Source organism: Pristimantibacillus sp. Z349TD_6, assembly GCF_056173205.1.
Genome location: NZ_CM149662.1, coordinates 802,853 through 820,154 on the forward strand (window position 1 = coordinate 802,853; position 17,302 = coordinate 820,154).

The 17,302-nt window shown below is 43.6% G+C and carries 17 protein-coding genes and 1 pseudogene; 10 read left to right on the forward strand and 8 right to left on the reverse strand.

Features of this window, described 5'->3' with window-relative positions; translation table 11 throughout:
* The first annotated feature begins 6 nt into the window (after nt 1-6).
* The 3 genes from AC0VYE_RS03500 (at nt 7) to AC0VYE_RS03510 (ending at nt 3,212) form a co-directional block, all read left to right on the forward strand.
* A complete protein-coding gene (locus AC0VYE_RS03500; protein WP_076268732.1) occupies nt 7-1,338 on the forward strand; it encodes an extracellular solute-binding protein in 1,332 nt (443 codons plus the stop codon).
* Between the two features lie 94 nt (nt 1,339-1,432).
* Nucleotides 1,433-2,314 (forward strand): carbohydrate ABC transporter permease, encoded by an 882-nt coding sequence (locus AC0VYE_RS03505; RefSeq protein WP_076268733.1) that lies wholly within the window; start codon nt 1,433-1,435, stop codon nt 2,312-2,314.
* Between the two features lie 13 nt (nt 2,315-2,327).
* On the forward strand, nt 2,328-3,212 hold the full coding sequence (locus AC0VYE_RS03510) for a carbohydrate ABC transporter permease (RefSeq protein WP_076268734.1): 885 nt from the start codon (nt 2,328-2,330) through the stop codon (nt 3,210-3,212).
* Between the two features lie 156 nt (nt 3,213-3,368).
* On the opposite strand, the gene AC0VYE_RS03515 is transcribed toward AC0VYE_RS03510, so the two are convergent.
* On the reverse strand, nt 3,369-4,976 hold the full coding sequence (locus tag AC0VYE_RS03515) for a glycoside hydrolase family 43 protein (protein ID WP_076268735.1): 1,608 nt from the start codon (nt 4,974-4,976) through the stop codon (nt 3,369-3,371).
* 150 nt (nt 4,977-5,126) lie between these two features.
* Here AC0VYE_RS03515 and AC0VYE_RS03520 point away from each other — a divergent pair, with 150 nt between their 5' ends.
* The 5 genes and pseudogenes from AC0VYE_RS03520 (at nt 5,127) to AC0VYE_RS03540 (ending at nt 8,708) form a co-directional block, all read left to right on the forward strand.
* Nucleotides 5,127-6,011, forward strand: coding sequence for a helix-turn-helix domain-containing protein (locus AC0VYE_RS03520; RefSeq protein WP_475446097.1), 885 nt, complete (start codon nt 5,127-5,129; stop codon nt 6,009-6,011).
* Between the two features lie 81 nt (nt 6,012-6,092).
* A pseudogene (locus AC0VYE_RS03525) lies at nt 6,093-6,524 on the forward strand (GNAT family N-acetyltransferase).
* 103 nt (nt 6,525-6,627) lie between these two features.
* On the forward strand, nt 6,628-7,215 hold the full coding sequence (locus tag AC0VYE_RS03530; RefSeq protein WP_076268738.1) for a hypothetical protein: 588 nt from the start codon (nt 6,628-6,630) through the stop codon (nt 7,213-7,215).
* An 84-nt stretch (nt 7,216-7,299) separates the two neighbouring features.
* Nucleotides 7,300-8,184, forward strand: coding sequence for a LysR family transcriptional regulator (locus AC0VYE_RS03535; RefSeq protein ID WP_475446099.1), 885 nt, complete (start codon nt 7,300-7,302; stop codon nt 8,182-8,184).
* 110 nt (nt 8,185-8,294) lie between these two features.
* On the forward strand, nt 8,295-8,708 hold the full coding sequence (locus AC0VYE_RS03540; protein ID WP_475446101.1) for a rhodanese-like domain-containing protein: 414 nt from the start codon (nt 8,295-8,297) through the stop codon (nt 8,706-8,708).
* 79 nt (nt 8,709-8,787) lie between these two features.
* On the opposite strand, the gene AC0VYE_RS03545 is transcribed toward AC0VYE_RS03540, so the two are convergent.
* The 6 genes from AC0VYE_RS03545 to deoC all read right to left on the reverse strand — a co-directional run bounded on the left by AC0VYE_RS03545 (nt 8,788) and on the right by deoC (nt 14,433).
* Entirely contained in the window at nt 8,788-10,089 is a 1,302-nt protein-coding gene (locus AC0VYE_RS03545) for a pyrimidine-nucleoside phosphorylase (RefSeq protein ID WP_339206672.1), read from the reverse strand.
* 41 nt (nt 10,090-10,130) lie between these two features.
* Nucleotides 10,131-10,838 carry a purine-nucleoside phosphorylase gene (gene deoD / locus AC0VYE_RS03550; RefSeq protein ID WP_339206673.1) on the reverse strand — a complete coding sequence of 236 codons (708 nt, stop codon included), beginning with the start codon at nt 10,836-10,838 and terminating at the stop codon, nt 10,131-10,133.
* Nucleotides 10,839-10,859: 21 nt separating this feature from the next.
* The gene (gene deoB, locus AC0VYE_RS03555; RefSeq protein WP_076268743.1) at nt 10,860-12,041 is read right to left on the reverse strand and encodes a phosphopentomutase; all 1,182 of its coding nucleotides are present in this window, start codon (nt 12,039-12,041) and stop codon (nt 10,860-10,862) included.
* Between the two features lie 17 nt (nt 12,042-12,058).
* Nucleotides 12,059-13,240 carry a NupC/NupG family nucleoside CNT transporter gene (locus AC0VYE_RS03560; protein WP_475446104.1) on the reverse strand — a complete coding sequence of 394 codons (1,182 nt, stop codon included), beginning with the start codon at nt 13,238-13,240 and terminating at the stop codon, nt 12,059-12,061.
* A gap of 76 nt (nt 13,241-13,316) precedes the next feature.
* Nucleotides 13,317-13,739 (reverse strand): cytidine deaminase, encoded by a 423-nt coding sequence (locus tag AC0VYE_RS03565; protein ID WP_256710930.1) that lies wholly within the window; start codon nt 13,737-13,739, stop codon nt 13,317-13,319.
* Nucleotides 13,740-13,764: 25 nt separating this feature from the next.
* A complete protein-coding gene (gene deoC / locus AC0VYE_RS03570; protein ID WP_475446106.1) occupies nt 13,765-14,433 on the reverse strand; it encodes a deoxyribose-phosphate aldolase in 669 nt (222 codons plus the stop codon).
* A gap of 318 nt (nt 14,434-14,751) precedes the next feature.
* On the opposite strand from deoC, the gene AC0VYE_RS03575 reads away from it, so the two are divergent.
* Nucleotides 14,752-15,225, forward strand: a complete 474-nt coding sequence (locus AC0VYE_RS03575; protein WP_475446108.1) for a HEAT repeat domain-containing protein — start codon at nt 14,752-14,754, stop codon at nt 15,223-15,225.
* A 90-nt stretch (nt 15,226-15,315) separates the two neighbouring features.
* Nucleotides 15,316-15,936, forward strand: a complete 621-nt coding sequence (locus AC0VYE_RS03580) for a DUF1361 domain-containing protein (protein WP_475446110.1) — start codon at nt 15,316-15,318, stop codon at nt 15,934-15,936.
* Nucleotides 15,937-16,034: 98 nt separating this feature from the next.
* On the opposite strand, the gene AC0VYE_RS03585 is transcribed toward AC0VYE_RS03580, so the two are convergent.
* Nucleotides 16,035-17,237 carry a carboxylate--amine ligase gene (locus AC0VYE_RS03585; protein WP_475449419.1) on the reverse strand — a complete coding sequence of 401 codons (1,203 nt, stop codon included), beginning with the start codon at nt 17,235-17,237 and terminating at the stop codon, nt 16,035-16,037.
* Nucleotides 17,238-17,302 lie beyond the last annotated feature (65 nt).

The following is a 17,302-nucleotide window of genomic DNA, read 5'->3' on the forward strand; positions in this document are numbered from 1 at the left end:
GTAAACGTGTTCAAAAAGAAATGGACGATTCTCCTATTGACTCTATGTCTTGCAGTTGTTGCAGCAGGCTGCGGTCAAAATTCGAACAATGGCGGTAAAGAGGGTTCAAAGAACGGTGCAAATGGAAGCGGTTCCGAGAAAGTAACGGTTAACTTTATGCACTTATGGCCTGAGGGTGTATCGGCTGGACAAAACAAAATTGTGAATCAAATTATTTCTGAATATCAAAAAGAGAACCCTAACGTTACGATCAAACAAGAAGTGCTGGATAACGAACAATATAAAAATAAATTGAAAGTGCTTTCAGCATCAAACCAACTGCCGGATGTAGGCGTTACTTGGGCAGCGGGCTTCCTTCAACCGTATGTAGAGGGCAAGCTGTTCACACCGCTGGATGATTTGCTAAGCGGAAATCTTAATGGCAAATTCGTCAGCGGCACAACAGAGGCTTATGCTGTAGACGGTAAAACGTATGGTTTGCCGCTTGAATTCAATATTTCACCGGTATATTACAATAAAGCGCTTTTTGAGAAATACAAGCTGGAAGTGCCGCAAACCTACGAGCAATTTAAGCAAGTTGTGAAAACGCTCTCTGAAAACGGTGTCGCGCCAATCGCCCTTGGCAATAAGGATCGTTGGACTGGATCATTGTGGTACATGTATCTTGCAGATCGTTTTGCAGGACAAGAAGCATTGTCCAAAGCAATTAGCGGCTCAGGATCTTTCAAGGATGAAAACCTAGTAAAAGCGGCTAGTGAGGTTCAATCGCTTGTAGACAGCAACGCATTCGTAAAAGGCTTTAACGGCTTGTCCAACGAAGAAGCAAAATCAGAGTTTCTGAACAGCAAAGCAGCTATGTACATGATGGGTACGTGGGAGCTTCCTAACTTCACAACGAATGAAGATATTCCTAAAGAGTTCCGCGACAGCGTTGGTTTCTTCAAGTTCCCAACGGTTGAAGGCGGCAAAGGCGATATCAACAGCTGGGTAGGCGGACCAGGCGTTGGATTGTTCGTTTCAGAAAGCTCAAACGTCAAAGCAGAAGCGAAAGCTTTCGTAGAATATTTTGTGGAAAAATGGGGAGAGCAATCCGTTACTGGAGCAGGTGTTATTCCAGCAACGAAGGTGGATACTTCCAAGCTTGAGCTGCCTCAGCTATATGTAGATTTGTTCAATGAAATGAACAAAGCTAGCAGCATTACCTTGTTTGCAGATGTACAAATGCAAGCAAATGCCGCAGAAACGCATCTCAACCAAATTCAAGCGTTATTCGGCAAAGCAGTGACACCAGAGAAATTCTCTGAAGAGCATGATGCGGCCATTTCCAAAGGAAACTGACAGCTTCTAGAATAGGGAGCAGGGAAGCCGTTTACCCGGCATATGATGCCGGGTAAATGCTTACTGCTTGAGAATGAGAAAGGAGTCGGCTAATTTGGATAAGGTCATGTCGAACAAAAGAATCATTGCGCTGTATGTGCTGCCTTCCCTGCTTTTGATATTAGCTATTGTATACATTCCAATCGTTCTGACTGGCTATTATGGATTAAACCAGTGGAATGGCATTGGAGCGATGAAATTTATTGGTTTGGATAATTATCAAGCTCTAATTAAGGATAAAATGTTTTGGAACAGCGCGGGTCATTCGCTTATGTTAGCTGTTTTTTCAACACTTAGTCTCATTCTCTATTTAGTTATTGCTATGGTGTTGTCCGCCAAACTAAAGGGCGTCAATTTTTTTCGCAAAATATATTTGATTCCGATGCTGCTGTCGTCCGTAGCGATTGCACAGCTTTGGCTGAAAATTTATCATCCAACGAATGGGATTCTGAACAGCTTTCTCGAATCCATTGGGTTTGCAAATCCTCCCGCATGGCTAGCTGAGTCATCACTGGTATTGTTTGCTTTATTCATTCCAATCCTCTGGCAGTATGCGGGCTTTTATATTTTAATTTATTACGCTGCGCTTAAGAACATCCCGGCTTCACTTGAGGAAGCGGCGAAGATTGACGGCGCGAACGCCTTTCAAATCGCTTACAAGATCAAGCTTCCGCTGGCGATGGAGGTCATTAAAGTAACGATCGTGCTGGCGATTGTTGGATCGCTTAAATACTTTGATTTGATCTATGTCATGACAGATGGTGGGCCAAATGGCTCCAGTGAAGTGATGGCATCGTACATGTATCACCAAGCTTTCCGGGCATATGACTTTGGTTATGGCAGTGCAATTGGTTTCTTCCTGCTTATCATCTGTCTCATCGTAACTTGGATAATCCGAAAATTGACTGCTACAAAAGATACGATTCAATATTCGTAAGGAGGGAAGCTTCATGATGCCCGGAACTGCAGGACAGCTGAGGAACGGAAACAAAAGCTCCGGCGCTTGGATAGCAAGCAAACTGGGTTATTCCGTACTATATATCGTGTTATCGGTCGTTGCCATATTGCAAATTTTCCCGCTCGTATGGCTGCTGTTTTTCTCGCTTAAAAACAATCAGGAAGTATTCAATCTTCCTCCGCTGTCACTGCCTATGAATCCTAGGTGGGAAAATTACGAGAAGGTATGGAGCGCTGGAAATATTGATGTTTACTTTTTCAACAGCGTATGGATTACGGTTGTAGCGACGGTGCTTACGATTGTGTTAGGCAGCCTGGTTACCTACGCGATAACAAGGTTGAAGTGGAAAGGAAGCTCTTTTGTACTCGGTCTATTCATGGTTGCGATGATGATTCCGGTGCATTCGACGCTCATTCCGTTGTTCAGCATATTCAACAAAATACATCTCATTGATCATCCGTTGTCGCTTATTTTGTCTTATGTAGCGTTCAATATGCCGATCACGATTATGATCCTGCTTGGCTTCTATTATGCTTTGCCGCGCGAGGTAGAAGAAGCTGCGGTTATCGACGGCTGCTCCGTAAACAAAATATTTTTCCGAATCGTACTGCCGATGACAGGCTCTGTTATCGCAACGACAGGCATTATTAACATGATTTATAATTGGAATGAATTTATTTTCGTTAATACATTTATAAGCTCAGATGCCTATAAGACGCTGACGGTCGGCGTGCAAAACTTCATCGGGCAGTATACGACGGACTGGGGCGCAATCGGCGCTACATTAATGATTAGTATATTGCCAATATTGATTGCATTCCTATTCTTAAGCGATCGTATCGTTGAAGGCATAGCGGCAGGTTCAGTCAAAGGCTAAAGCTGATGATGGGACGTCGTCCGCTTGGCAGTATCTGAATCGTACAAGAACCTCCAATCACAGCAGTGGTTATGGAGGTTCTTTCGTTTATGCAAAGTATAAAAAAAAGAAAGCTCTTAGGAACGATGCTCAGCTCCCAATAGCTTTCTTGCTTTATTAATGATTGTCGTATATAAAATAATCAAAGTCTGCGTGCAGGCTGCGTCCCGATGTATCCTGACACTGCATGCCGACGAATGCGCCTGTGAAGAAGCCGCCGCCTTGAATGTAGTCATCCGATAGCTTGTAGCATTCGAAGTTTACAGGAAGACGAGTCCAGCTCTTGCCATCAAACGAATAAGAGTAGTAATACAGTGTATTCTCTACGTCAACACGAATATGCACATAGGCAACGTCTTCTGGAATTGCTATTTCGCTACCTTGAAGCGGCTCAGAGAACGAAAAATTATCGCATGCAACAAGCTGCAAGATTCTTCCCTTTTCCTCATTCCATGAGATTTGGCAGGATGTCCAGTTTTGCGTGTTGTAGTAGTTCACAAGCCCAGCTGATTGTTGGAAGGACGTCGGATGAAATGCGATTTTTGTTTCAGCTGTAAAGTTGAAATGCTGCCATCTCCTTGCGATAAATGACTGTGTAAATTTAGAAGTCAATGATTCTTTGCCGTATAGACGAAGATGTCCAGGGTTATCGGTCAAAGAAACAATTTGATCTCCTAAAGGGATGCGCAGGCTTTGGAAATGCAGATTTAGCGTGCTGCTATCGAAATCGTCCTTAACTGGGTAATCGCGCTCCCATTGCACTTCGGGAATGTTCGGTCCTTCAATGACAAGGGAAGGTTGGTTGCCGCCGACGACATAAGGCCAATCATTGCGCCATTCGAGCCGCTGAATAGCTGTTTCTCTGCCAAGCGGGCAGTATCCACGCGGATCAAGCAGCGGCTGGCCTTCTCTGGAGAGAGGTCGTCCAACTAGATGCACTAAGAACCACTCGCCCGTATGCGTTTGAACGATGGAAGCATGGCCCGCCTTTTGCAATGGAATACGCGGTGCATGGAACGATGTGATTAACGGATTTTCCGGATGCACCTCATATGGCCCGGTAAGCTGTTTGGAGCGAGCGATGGTCGCCTGATGCTCATATTTGGTGCCGCCTTCAGCCGTAAGCAAGTAGTAGTAGCCATTCATTTTATAGAGGTGAGGAGCTTCGGTCAGCTTAATATCGGTTCCTTTGAAAATAATTTCAGGTTTGCCGATTAGCTTCTGCTCACTCGCGCTGTATTCCTGCAGCAAAATACCATAGAAGTTATGATGGCCGACCCGTTGATCCCACATCATGTTTACAAAATACTTTTTGCCGTCCTCGTCATGGAACAACGATGGATCGAAGCCGGAGCTGTTCACATGAATGGGCTCGGACCATTCGCCATCAATCGTGTCGCAGGTAACCAAATAGTTGTGGCAGTCTTTCCATTGTCCTTCGGTTACTTTCACATCGGTATAGATGAGCCAAAATTTATTGTCGCTATAGGATAGTGCGGGAGCCCAAATGCCGCCAGAATCAGGATTGCCCATCATGTTCAGCTGGCTGAGCCTGCTTAAAGGTCTTGCGGCAAGCCTCCAGTTTTTTAAATCCTTAGAATGGTAAATACCAACGCCGGGAAACCATTCGAAGGTTGAAACCGCAATATAGTAGTCTTCTCCTACACGGCAAATACAGGGGTCTGGATTAAAGCCAGGTAAAATCGGATTTTGGATGGCAGTCATATCTTTTCTCCTTTTTAGGAAATGAATTGTAATCTATACTATCTATATCATAGCAATGATTTTAACCCGTTCCCATATCCATACCATGTTGATATTTACCCAAATCAATCAGTTTATTAGACTCGCAATTTCGGAAGGAGAGGGCAACGTATGCAAGCAAAACGAGAACCGGCAAGAAAGGAATTTATGCTGCCTGATATGGACTCGACCTTCCGCGTATTTGCGGCACACTGGCGTACAGTGGATCCAGATTGGAAATATCCGCTTCATAAGCATCCTCTATTTGAAGTGAATCTCGTATTATCGGGAACGCAGGAGATGAAGGTTAACGGACATGCCTACAAGCAAGGTCCAGGTGATCTTATATTGCTCAATCCGGGGGACAATCATGAAAGCTCTGTCGTTTGTAATGATGAAATGACCTATTATTGCTTGCATTTTGACGTCGATGAGAGGTCTTTCCGTGAGCTTCTTATTCGCAATAGCCATTGTTTTCACGAAGCTGGCAGTGAGCTGGCAGTAGCAATCAAGCCAGCTTTGGATAAATTAATGGCATTAACTTCCGAAGAGTCAGTCGTGAGAATCGAGTCTCGCATGAATATTTTGTCCGCGCTATTTGAGCTGTTTGCCGGGTTGAGCGGCACATTATCTGAGCTTAATCGCGATGCAGCTGGCGCACGGAAATCTGCTGCAGCCTCTCAAATCGCAGCCATGCTGGAGCGTACAGTTGAAAGCGCGGCTGAGAGGGGGGAGAAGGAGGAGGAGGTGGAGACGATAAAATTAATTGCAGATTCGGTTGGTTACAGCATGTCATCGGTTAATCGCATGTTTACCCAAGTGTATGGCGTATCTCCACGTCAATATTTGTCCTCATTGATGCTGAAAAAGGCGAAGCTGCTGCTGATGAATCCCGAAGCAACGGTAGAGTCGATATCGGCGAGGCTTGGCTACCATAATATTGCGCACTTCAGCAGGCAGTTCAAGCGCTGGACGGGGGAGTCGCCTAGCAGCTTCCGCAGCCGTTTCCATGATTAAGCAAAACGCTTCATCTTGAATGTGCAATATACTATAATTGGAAAGTGATCTTTATATTATCTTATTTGGCGGTGGAAACTAGTGTCAGCTGAAATTACTTATGGAAGCAAAGAAGAAAGCGAATACGTGAAAAGAAAACTGATCGAGTATAATCATGGGCATGTCCCTGATGAGTTGAAAAACAATTATGAGGAAATAAACCTGACGATAAAGGATGACGAAGGTAAAATCCTTGGCGGACTATTAAGCGTCTTTTGCTGGAATTAGATAGAGGTCGATATTTTGTGGGTAGATCAAGCTCTTAGAGGCACAGGTCTCGGCAGCCAGCTGCTATCCCAAATAGAGAAAATAGCTAAAGAGAAGAAATGCACCTTCATTAAGCTAAACACGTTTAGTTTTCAGGCGCCGGAATTTTATAAGAAAAACGGTTATAGAGAAGTGGCGGTTTTTGAAGACGCACCCTTAGGCAGCAAACATTATTATTTTCGAAAAGATATTAATCCGTTGACTTAAATCAGATGCGACTGCGGTTATTGCTTTGAAGTCGGCAGCAGATTAGCAACAATTATTTCCATTCTATCGTTATAGGGTATAAGAATGAATGGGAGTGATGAACATGAGAAATAAAGTACTATTACTAACACTTAGCTGCATCTGTTTGTTTATCGTAGTGAACGCTAATTTTGTCCATGCTTGCTCACCTATCCCATGGAACTTTGAAGAGGCGTATGAGTCGAAAGCTATGGTTTATGGCAAGGTGGCTGATATAAGTGAGGACGGAAGAAAAGTTACACTGGCTGTTACTTCATATGCTGGACCGGGCAAAGCGCCGCAGACGATTTATTTGCCAGAAACGATAGACAATAGAAGCAAATATCCAGCTGGAAATGCATGTCCTGATTTTTCTATGAAGTTCAAATCCGGTGAAGAATACGTCTTTTTCTTATCTGACATCCCTCCTAATCTTAAATTGCTTTCCCCAAGCTGGATAACGGCGTCTCAAGTAGAAAATGGGCAGGTCGTCGTTGGATATCCTAATGGTGAAACAGACTCATTGGAAGATCGTTTGCAAGCTTTTGCACAATCAAAAGACTACACGATCCAATCGCCAAATGACCATTCTCCGGTCTGGGGAAAAAGCGATAAGTTATTAGTGCCGTCCATGATCATAGTCGGCTTGCGCATCATGTTAGGACGTATTTAATGTTGTGACATACGAATGAACAACAGCTAAATCCTTGTTACAATAGGAGGAACGATTCTCGCCTATAGAAAGGGGAATAGCGCCTTGGAATTAACGTACTTAAAAACATTTCGCGAAGTAGCAAAGCGGGGGAGCTTCGCACGAGCTGCTGAAGCTCTGGGTTATGCGCAGTCGAGTATTACGACTCAAATTCAGAAGCTTGAAGAATCGTATGGGGCAGTTCTAGTGGAGAGATTTGGGAGGAAAATGAGGCTAACGATGGCCGGGGAAGCGCTATTGCAATATGCCGACGATATCGTTAGGCTGCATGAGGAGTCAAAAGAAGTTCTCTCCACACAGTCGAAGGGCACGCTGACCATTGGTACGATTGAGACATTGGCTGCTTTTTTCCTCCCCCCGCATCTTCAGGCTTATCGTTTAAGCTACCCGCAGGTTAACATTGTCATTCAGCCGGGGAATGAACCGGTAATTATCGATAGTGTAAAAGAGGGAGCTTTAGATGTCGGGATCATCTTAGATCCGCCGTTTACTGATCCTGAGCTTCACAGCTGTATTTTGAGGGAAGAGGAGCTAGTCATCATTACAAGTCCCGATCATCGCTTCGGAAGCTTTGATAAAGTGCAGGTTGAAGACTTGGAGAACGAATCGATGATTTTAACAGAGAATGGCTGCACCTACCGGGCAATGCTGCTCAAGGTACTCCAACATAACCATGTGAATTATACATTATCGTATGAGTTTGGAAATTTAGAAGCGATTAAGCAGTGTGTGATGTACGGTCTTGGAATTGCTTTATTGCCGCGTATTGTCGTTGCTGATGCGGTTCAGAAAGGCGAGTTGATGGCTGTTCCTTTTGCGCACCCCGATTGTAAGTTCTATACACAGCTCATCTATGCCAAGAAGAAATGGAAATCCAAAGCGTTTACGGGGTTCTTAGAGCTTGTCGGCGGGGCTAATCATCAAAATTAATGAAGTATAGTATAGATTTCTATCGATAACTCCATTTTTTAAGGCTGTGCTACATTGTATTTAAGAAATCGAACGGCTTAAATATAACAGCCCAAATGGAGGCAGCGGAAATGGAAAACGAGACTTATATATCGCTTGTTCTTGAAACACCAGCAGCTTCACCGGAGGATACCCATCGTCATTTTATGAACAAACTGGCTGTAGAAACAGATGTATCTGATGTATGTCATGATATGAAGCGGGGCGTTAATAATTTTTTGCTCATCGATGTTCGCAGCGGAAAGGCTTATGAAGAGTGCCATGTTCCAGGTGCTATTAACCTGCCGTCCAATATGATTAATGAGGAGAGGACTTCATCCTTCTTAAAGGAACAAGTCATTGTTGTGTACTGCTGGGGGCCGGCATGCAATGGAGCTGCGAAAGGTGCCGCTCGTTTATCTGGGCTTGGCTTTAAGGTAAAGGAGATGCTTGGCGGCATGGAATATTGGCGTAAGGAAGGCAATGAGGTAGAGGGCAGCTTATAGTTGCAGGAATCAAAGAAAAGGACTGTTGTAGCTGCCGAAGGGCAAGCTGCAACAGTCCTTTTTGATCATTTTAGAAATACTATTCTGTCACAATTCCGTAAATGAGTACGGGTGGTGTTACGCTGCTGCCGATGCGGATATTTTCGTAAATGATGTTAAGCACATCATCAACATTCTCACGGTTGGAATGAATCGTAACAAGGGATTCACCTGTTTTAACCGCATCGCCGATTTTTTTATTCAGCATGAGGCCAACAGCCAAATCAATTTCCGATTCCTTCGTCGCACGTCCAGCTCCAAGCAGCATCGCTGCAGTTCCGATCTCATCGGCAATTATTTCAGTGACCACGCCGTCTGCTTTGGCAGGCACTTCAATCAGATAAGGCGCTTGCGGCAATTTCTCAGGATGATCCACAACCGAAGGATCGCCGCCTTGATTAGCGATAAATGATTTGAATTTTTCGAGTGCTTTGCCGTTACGGATAACTTCCTTCAGCATTTCCTCGGCTTCTTCTAGAGAGCTAGCTTTATTTGCAAGAAACACCATTTGGCTGCCTAGCGCAAGGCAAAGCTCTTCCAAATCTTTAGGTCCTTTTCCTTGAAGTGTATCGATTGCTTCTTTCACTTCAAGCGCGTTGCCGATTGCGAGTCCAAGCGGCTGGCTCATATCTGAGATGACGGCCATCGTCTTACGGCCAACGTTATTGCCGATGCTTACCATAGCATGTGCAAGCTCTTTAGCATCTTCAACAGTTTTCATAAACGCACCAGCGCCTGTTTTCACATCCAGCACGATAGCATCTGAACCGGCAGCAATCTTCTTGCTCATAATCGAGCTGGCAATGAGCGGAATAGAATCAACCGTTGCTGTAACATCGCGCAAAGCGTATAACTTCTTATCAGCTGGCGTCAAATTGCCGGATTGTCCGATAACCGCAATTTTATCCTTGTTCACGAGGTTCACAAATTCATCCTTGCCGATTTCCACATGGAATCCAGCAATGGCTTCCAGCTTGTCGATCGTACCGCCAGTGTGGCCAAGGCCGCGGCCTGACATTTTGGCAACCGGGATATCCAGTGCAGCAACAAGTGGAGCAAGTACAAGCGTAGTTGTATCGCCAACACCGCCAGTGGAGTGCTTATCTACCTTCACGCCTTCAATTGCCGACAGATCAATCGTATCGCCGGAATTCACGATCGCCATCGTTAAGTCAGCGCGTTCGCGCTCTGTCATATCCTTGAAGAAGATAGCCATAGCCAAGGCGCTAACCTGATAGTCAGGAATTTCATCCTTCGTATAACCTTCAATAATAAAGTTGATTTCCTCTGTTGTAAGCTCTCCGCCGTCACGTTTTTTCTCAATTAGGTCAACCATTCTCATGTTGTTGTCTCCTCGCTGTTCATTGATTATTTAATATCAAATTATAGTGAAATTACGGTTTCAAGAGCAACTTCCATCATATCGTTAAAGGTGCTTTGACGCTCTGCCGAAGTCGTTTCTTCGCCAGTTAGAAGATGGTCGCTTACCGTTAGAATCGTTAGAGCGTTGACGCCGTATTTAGCTGCAAGAGTATAAAGTGCTGTTGTTTCCATTTCTACACCTAGAACGCCGTGATCCATTAGTCTTTGAACAATTGTTTTATCATCGCGGTAGAAAGTATCCGAGCAGAAAATATTGCCGACATGCAATTTTAGCCCTTTTTCAATACCGCGCTCATAGGCTGCCTTTAACAAGGAGAAGCTGCCGATTGGCGAGAAATCATATCCGCCAAAAACATGGCGATTCACGCTGGAATCTGTACAAGCGGCTTGCGCCAAAATAACTTCACGAACATGCACGCTTTCCTGCATAGCGCCGCAAGTGCCTACACGAACTAGATTTTTAACGCCGTAGTCCTTAATCAATTCATTCACATAAATACTGATGGAAGGGACGCCCATTCCAGTTCCCTGCACGGATATGCGATTTCCTTTATAAGTACCTGTAAAACCTAGCATGCCCCTAACTTCGTTATAGCAGATGACATCCTCCAAATACGTATCCGCAATATATTTGGCTCTCAGCGGATCTCCCGGCAATAAAATAGTTTCTGCAATTTGGCCTTGTTCGGCTGCAATATGAACGCTCATCAACATTCTCCTCTAAAATCGTTATTTTAATTGTCCCAAAAAGCTTTTGCCATGCTCAGGCATCTTCACTCCGAAGTTTTCAGCAATGGTTGCCCCAATATCTGCAAAGGTTTCGCTTATCGGCAGAGCTTGACCAGCTTGTTGAAAACGCGGCGAGTATGCGAGTAGAGGCACATATTCGCGAGTGTGATCCGTACCATGATAAGTCGGGTCATTGCCGTGATCGGCTGTAATGATCAGCAAGTCCTGATCTGTTAATTTGGCGAAAACCTCTGGCAAACGAGCATCATATTCTTCCAATGCTTGTCCATAGCCCTTTGGATCGCGGCGATGCCCGAATAGCGCATCAAAATCAACGAGGTTCAAGAAGCTGATTCCCGTAAACGATTCGTCAAGGGCCCTGATAAATTGATCCATGCCGTCTGCATTGGACACTGTACGCACGGTTTTCGTAACACCTTCACCATCGTATATATCGGATATTTTACCAAGAGCGATGACATCGAATCCACCATCTTTTAGCTCATTCATAACTGTTCTATTAAATGGCTTCAACGCATAGTCATGGCGATTGGATGTTCTTTTGAAATGGCCGGGCTCACCAACAAAAGGACGTGCGATAATTCTTCCCAGCATGTAGGGATCTTCCAGTGTGATTTCCCGGCAAAATTCACAAATTTCATAAAGCTCGGACAGTGGAACAACCTCTTCATGAGCAGCAATTTGCAGCACGGAATCAGCAGAGGTGTAGACAATTAGCGCACCCGTCTGCATATGCTCTTCACCAAGCTCGTCGATAATCTCAGTGCCGCTTGCAGGTTTGTTTCCAATGACCTTGCGACCGGTATGAGCTTCAATGCGAGCAATCAATTCCTGTGGGAATCCATCTGCGAAGACACGAAATGGTACCGCAATATGAAGTCCCATGATCTCCCAGTGACCCGTCATTGTATCTTTGCCATTGGATGCTTCTTGCATTTTTGTATAATAAGCAAGCGGCTGGTCTGCGACCTTCACTCCAGCAATTTCCTTAATGTTGGATAGTCCGAGCTTAGCCATATTAGGCATCTCCAGACCACCGCATTCCCGTGCGATATGACCGAGTGTATCGACATCAACGTCCCCGAAGCTGGCTGCATCCGGCGACTCGCCGATACCTACAGAGTCCATGACAACAAGGTGAATTCTTTGAAACTTGTTCATTGGTTTTAGGCTCCTTGTTATTTAATAAACAGTCCGGCAATAATGGCAGACAAGACGCTAACTAAAGTAGCCCCGTACAACAATTTTAACCCAAATCGAGCCACGACGTTACCTTGTTTTTCATGCAGGCCCTTCACAGCGCCGGCAATGATGCCGATCGATGAGAAGTTGGCGAATGAAACTAAAAATACAGAGACAATGCCGACAGCGCGAGCGGACAAATTAGGATATTTTTCTAGCTCAAGCATAGCGACAAACTCGTTGGATACCATTTTTGTAGCCATAATGCTTCCTGCGTCGACTGCGTCTTTCCATGGAACACCCATGATAAAAGCGAAGGGAGCAAAAATATAGCCTAACAGTTCTTGGAACGAGATGCCAATGATACCGCTGAAAAGTCCATTTACGAGCGCGATCATGGCGATAAAACCGATAAGCATGGCTGCGACGATGATAGCAACCTTGAAGCCATCTAATATATATTCGCCCAACACTTCAAAGAAGGATTGTTTTTCTTCTTCTTGCACCTGCAAAATATCGTCTTCCGGCTCAACCTTATAAGGGTTAAGAATGGAAGCGATGATGAAACCGCCAAACAGATTCAGCACAAGCGCTGTAACTACATATTTTGGATCGAGTATTTGCATGTACGAGCCGACAATCGACATCGACACCGTAGACATCGCCGAGGCACACAACGTATACAACCGATGTTTAGGCAGCAACCCGATTTGTTTTTTAACGGAAATGAAAACCTCTGATTGTCCCAAAATTGCAGAAGCTACCGCATTATAGGACTCCAATTTGCCCATGCCATTTATTTTGCTCAAGACAAGACCGATATATTTGACGATAAACGGCAGAACCTTGATGTATTGCAATATACCAATGAGCGCGGAAATAAACACGATTGGCAGCAGCACACTTAAGAAGAAAGAAAACTGTCCTTCATTCAGCAAGCCGCCAAATACGAATTCAATCCCGGTATGGGCATAGCCAAGCAATTTCTCAAACATACTGGAGAACCCTTTAATTAAAACAGCACCAGCTAAGGTGTTTAATAGAACGAAGGCTAAAATCACCTGCAGGACGACCATGATAATGAGTGGTTTATAGCGAATGTTCTTTTTGTTATTGCTCGCGATGTAAGAAAGCCCAAGTACAACAAGCAAACCTAATATAGCGATTAAAAATTTCATGGTTCATTCTCCTAGTTAGTTAATATTGTGCGAGTTTAGAATTACTATGAAGCGCTTACAATAGATTCACAGATTACTATTTCATATCGGAGGCTTGAAAAGCACCTGGCAGCAGCTGTGCCATAGTCCATTCTTCTGTATGTCCATGGAGATTTGTTAAATAGATTTTTGTATTCTCATCACAAAATTCGGCCAATACCTGTCGACAAGCTCCGCATGGAGATACAGGACCTTCGGTATCTGCCACCACTGCAATAGCTTCAATGATGCGTTCACCTTCGGATACCGCTTTGAAAATAGCCGTTCGCTCCGCGCAATTCGTTAATCCAAATGATGCATTCTCAATATTACAGCCTCGGTAAATACGTTTGCTGCCTGTTAGTAGAGCGGCACCAACTGCAAAATGCGAGTAGGGGATATGAGCATGCTGACGGGCTTCAATCGCTTCTTTAATTAACTGTTCCTTCATCCTACAATCCTCCTGTAAAGGCTGCTCCAAATTGGAGCAGCACCATCATATCTATTTAGTAAGAAGAGGTCGATTGCTCGCCTTCCATAATCTTCACGCCTGAGCTGGCACCGATTCTTGATGCGCCTGCTGCAATCATTTTTTCCATATCTTCAAGACTGCGAATGCCGCCGGAAGCTTTAACGCCGAGCTTGTCCCCAACGGTTTTGCGCATAAGCGCAACGTCTTCAGCAGTTGCTCCGCCAGTTGAAAAACCTGTCGATGTTTTCACGAAATCCGCACCCGCACGATCAGACAACTGACTAGCGCGTACTTTTTCATCGTCTGTAAGCAGTGATGCTTCGATAATTACTTTCACAATGGCTTTACCAGCAGCGGCTTCAACAACGGCTTGAATATCTTTTTGTACAAAGTCGTCGTCGCCATCTTTGAGTGCACCAATGTTAATGACCATATCAACCTCAGTCGCTCCATTTGCAATAGCGTTCTTAGCTTCAAAGGCCTTTGTCTCCGTAGTGGAAGCCCCTAATGGAAATCCGATTACTGTACAAACCTTAACGGTGCTGCCAGCCAATTGCTCAGCAGCGTAAGCCACCCAAGTTGGATTGACGCAAACGGAAGCAAAACTATATTTTCTCGCTTCTGCCGTTATTTTTGTAATCTCAGACTTTGTGGCATCTGCACGCAAAAGCGTATGATCAATCATTCCAGACAAATTTAACATAGCCAGTTCACCTTCCCCTTATACGAATGCTTAATTTCACGCTTATAATAACACGACTTTGAACATATGTAAAATCATAAATGAACAAATGTTCAATCCTAATGTTGGATAATGTAGATTATAAGGAAAAATCCATGAGTTGTACTTACATTGGGCTGATTCGCAACATTCTTTCACAAAAAAACGTTTTACATTTGGAATGGAAAAATATAGTATGTCATCTTTTTAAGATTTGTATACATGAAAGGATTTGTTTTTTTCATCTTATAAAAAGGAGATAAAACAATGTCTGACTAAAAACCATTTGATGCTAATATCATGAAACTAGGCAGCACAAATACACAAGAAGCGTTTCATGCGATACATAATTTGAAAAAACAAGGGACAAGTGTAATTCCAGCTTTAATCGAACAACTGCATGTAACGGATGTATCTGTACGTACTATGATCGTTGTTGTACTAGGTGAGTTTGGCGAAGCAGCATCAGAATCTGCTGCTCAGGTTGCTGCCTTGTTGAAGGAGGACAATGAACAGCTCAGAATGGCCTCTGCATTAACTTTAACGAGAATAGGCAGCCATAGCGTCCCTTATTTACTGCAAATACTCGCTTCCACAAATGATAAAGCTTGTTTTTGGGCAGCATGGGCATTGTCTTTCATTGATCCCGCTCACATTAATGATGAAACAATTGAACGGTTAAAGCATACCCGAGAAAATCCTGATAGCCCGATTGAAGTTTTTGCAGCGGAAGAGGCATTAGGGAAAATATTAGCCAATCGGCTTCAAAAGTAGAACGAAAAAGCCTTGCGAGGCAATCTCGCAAGGCTTTTGATACCTTTTCACCCGAAAATGCATAAAATGGATAACAATAGGAGTGTTTGGATGAATAATCGTTTTAAGGCGAGAATTTCTTTTTTTGCGTATATAGCGCTTCTGTTTACTTTGGATAACTATTATTCATTTATGATTTTTAATTTATTTCTTGCTTTTGCAGCACTGGAGCTGTCTTTTTTACTGCCTTTATTTAAGTCGCATAAGAAAAGAAATATGCTGGTTAGTTTTGTTTTCTTTATCGTTTTCATCCTGCTCTCGCCAAATGTGTTCTACGTTGTAACCGATCTGATTCATCTCAATTTCTTTTCGTTTGATTATATGGAGGGACTTCACGTTAATGAGTGGTGGAACTTCTTTGTGTTAATCAGCGGGGTTTTCATAGCTCTATTTTTTTACATAGTAATGATCAAAGAGATTCAACTGCTTCTTATAAATACAAAGTGGAATAAACTGATTTTATTAGTATTTATGCTGCTCGGCGGCCTAGGGATATATATAGGAAGATTTTTACGCTTTCATTCTATTCATTTGTTTACGGAGCCTTTGTCTTTATTGAAACAAGTGCTTGATTCACTAAACGGAAATTCATTGCTGTTCGTCCTTTGGATGAGTGTTTTACAATTTATCGTTTATTGGTTTTTTGTAGATTCAAAAGGGAATGAAGCTTGATGGAGGGAACAGCCTAACTTATAGCATAATTTCATAAAAACCTCCTGTTAATTGAGCTGATTCAGCTGCTTTAACAGGAGGTTTTCCTATAGTTATAGCTACAGATGCCGTATTACCTTCCGATGTGAAACTTTCCTCACTATTTTTTTTAATACCATATAGCAGAATGATACGGCAGGCGCTGGGTCGCTTAGGCTCCAGATGGCAGGCGCTCTTTTGACAAAATGGGATTTAACGATTGGCAGGACGCTTAACTGTTTGGTTCGGACATAATCGCGCGATGAAATAAGATCTTCAAACAAAAAGCAGAAGGCGATCCCTGTATCGCTTGTAATCGCATAGCTTCCAATCGGCTTGCCTACAAGCTCGTTGTAAGCGAGCAGTGGGAAGTTAACGCCACATTTTTGAAGGAGAGGGTCCAGTGTAGTCGTTCTTGCATTAATCTCCAGCAAATAATACTTGCAGGTAACCGCATCCTTCTTGAATTCAATTTCGGCGAAGCCCTTATAGCCAATCGCTTCTAGAAAAGGGGCTCCGATGTGGTAAAGCTCCTCTATGTACTTTTGCTTTGTAAAGGAAGAGGCGCCAAAGTTAATCGGGAATTGCCGTAGTTTTTGACAGGTCATCCAGTGAGTTACCTTTGAACTCTGATCCAAGTAAGCATCAAAGGTGTAGACATGATCATCGAAGCCGGGAATAATTCTTTGCACGATAACCTGAAGTTTAGCTTGCCGCGATTTCTCGATTGCAGCTCTCATTTCCTCCAAGTTATGGCATGTGAATATTTTGGCACGAAAAAAGTCCACGAAAGCTGGGGAGTCCGTGGGTTTCACGATACATGGAAAGCCGATCTCAGCAACGACTCGTTCTTCAAATCGTTCCTCAGCTGGGCTGATCGATTCTGGCACTAATACACCGTGTTTTGTTGTAAGGGTATGGAGAAACTCCTTGTCCATAATATTGCTCCAAAAGCCTTGTACGTTCATATTAATATGGTAGTACTTTTTGAGCTCGTCCAGATAAGAATCAACGAATTCCACATAAGGGTCGACGCTCGGAAAAAGGACAGGCTTCTTGTCCTGCTTTTTGGCGTAGTCGATTAAATAGTGCAGAAGCTGTTCCTTCTGCTGTTTATAATGAGGAACAATAATTTGCTCGCTTAAGTATTTGGATTTGGCGCCATATGTATTTTGCTTGGAATAATCCATTGCTACTGTATAGATGCCCTTGGAGCCGAGGCCTCTAATAATGCTTAAACCAGTGTAAAAGTTTGAGCCAAGTATGACAGCTTTATTTTCCACCAAACAACACTCGCTTCCTTAGTCATATGAAATAGTTATGTCATTCGCGTTGTTTTCAATCTCTC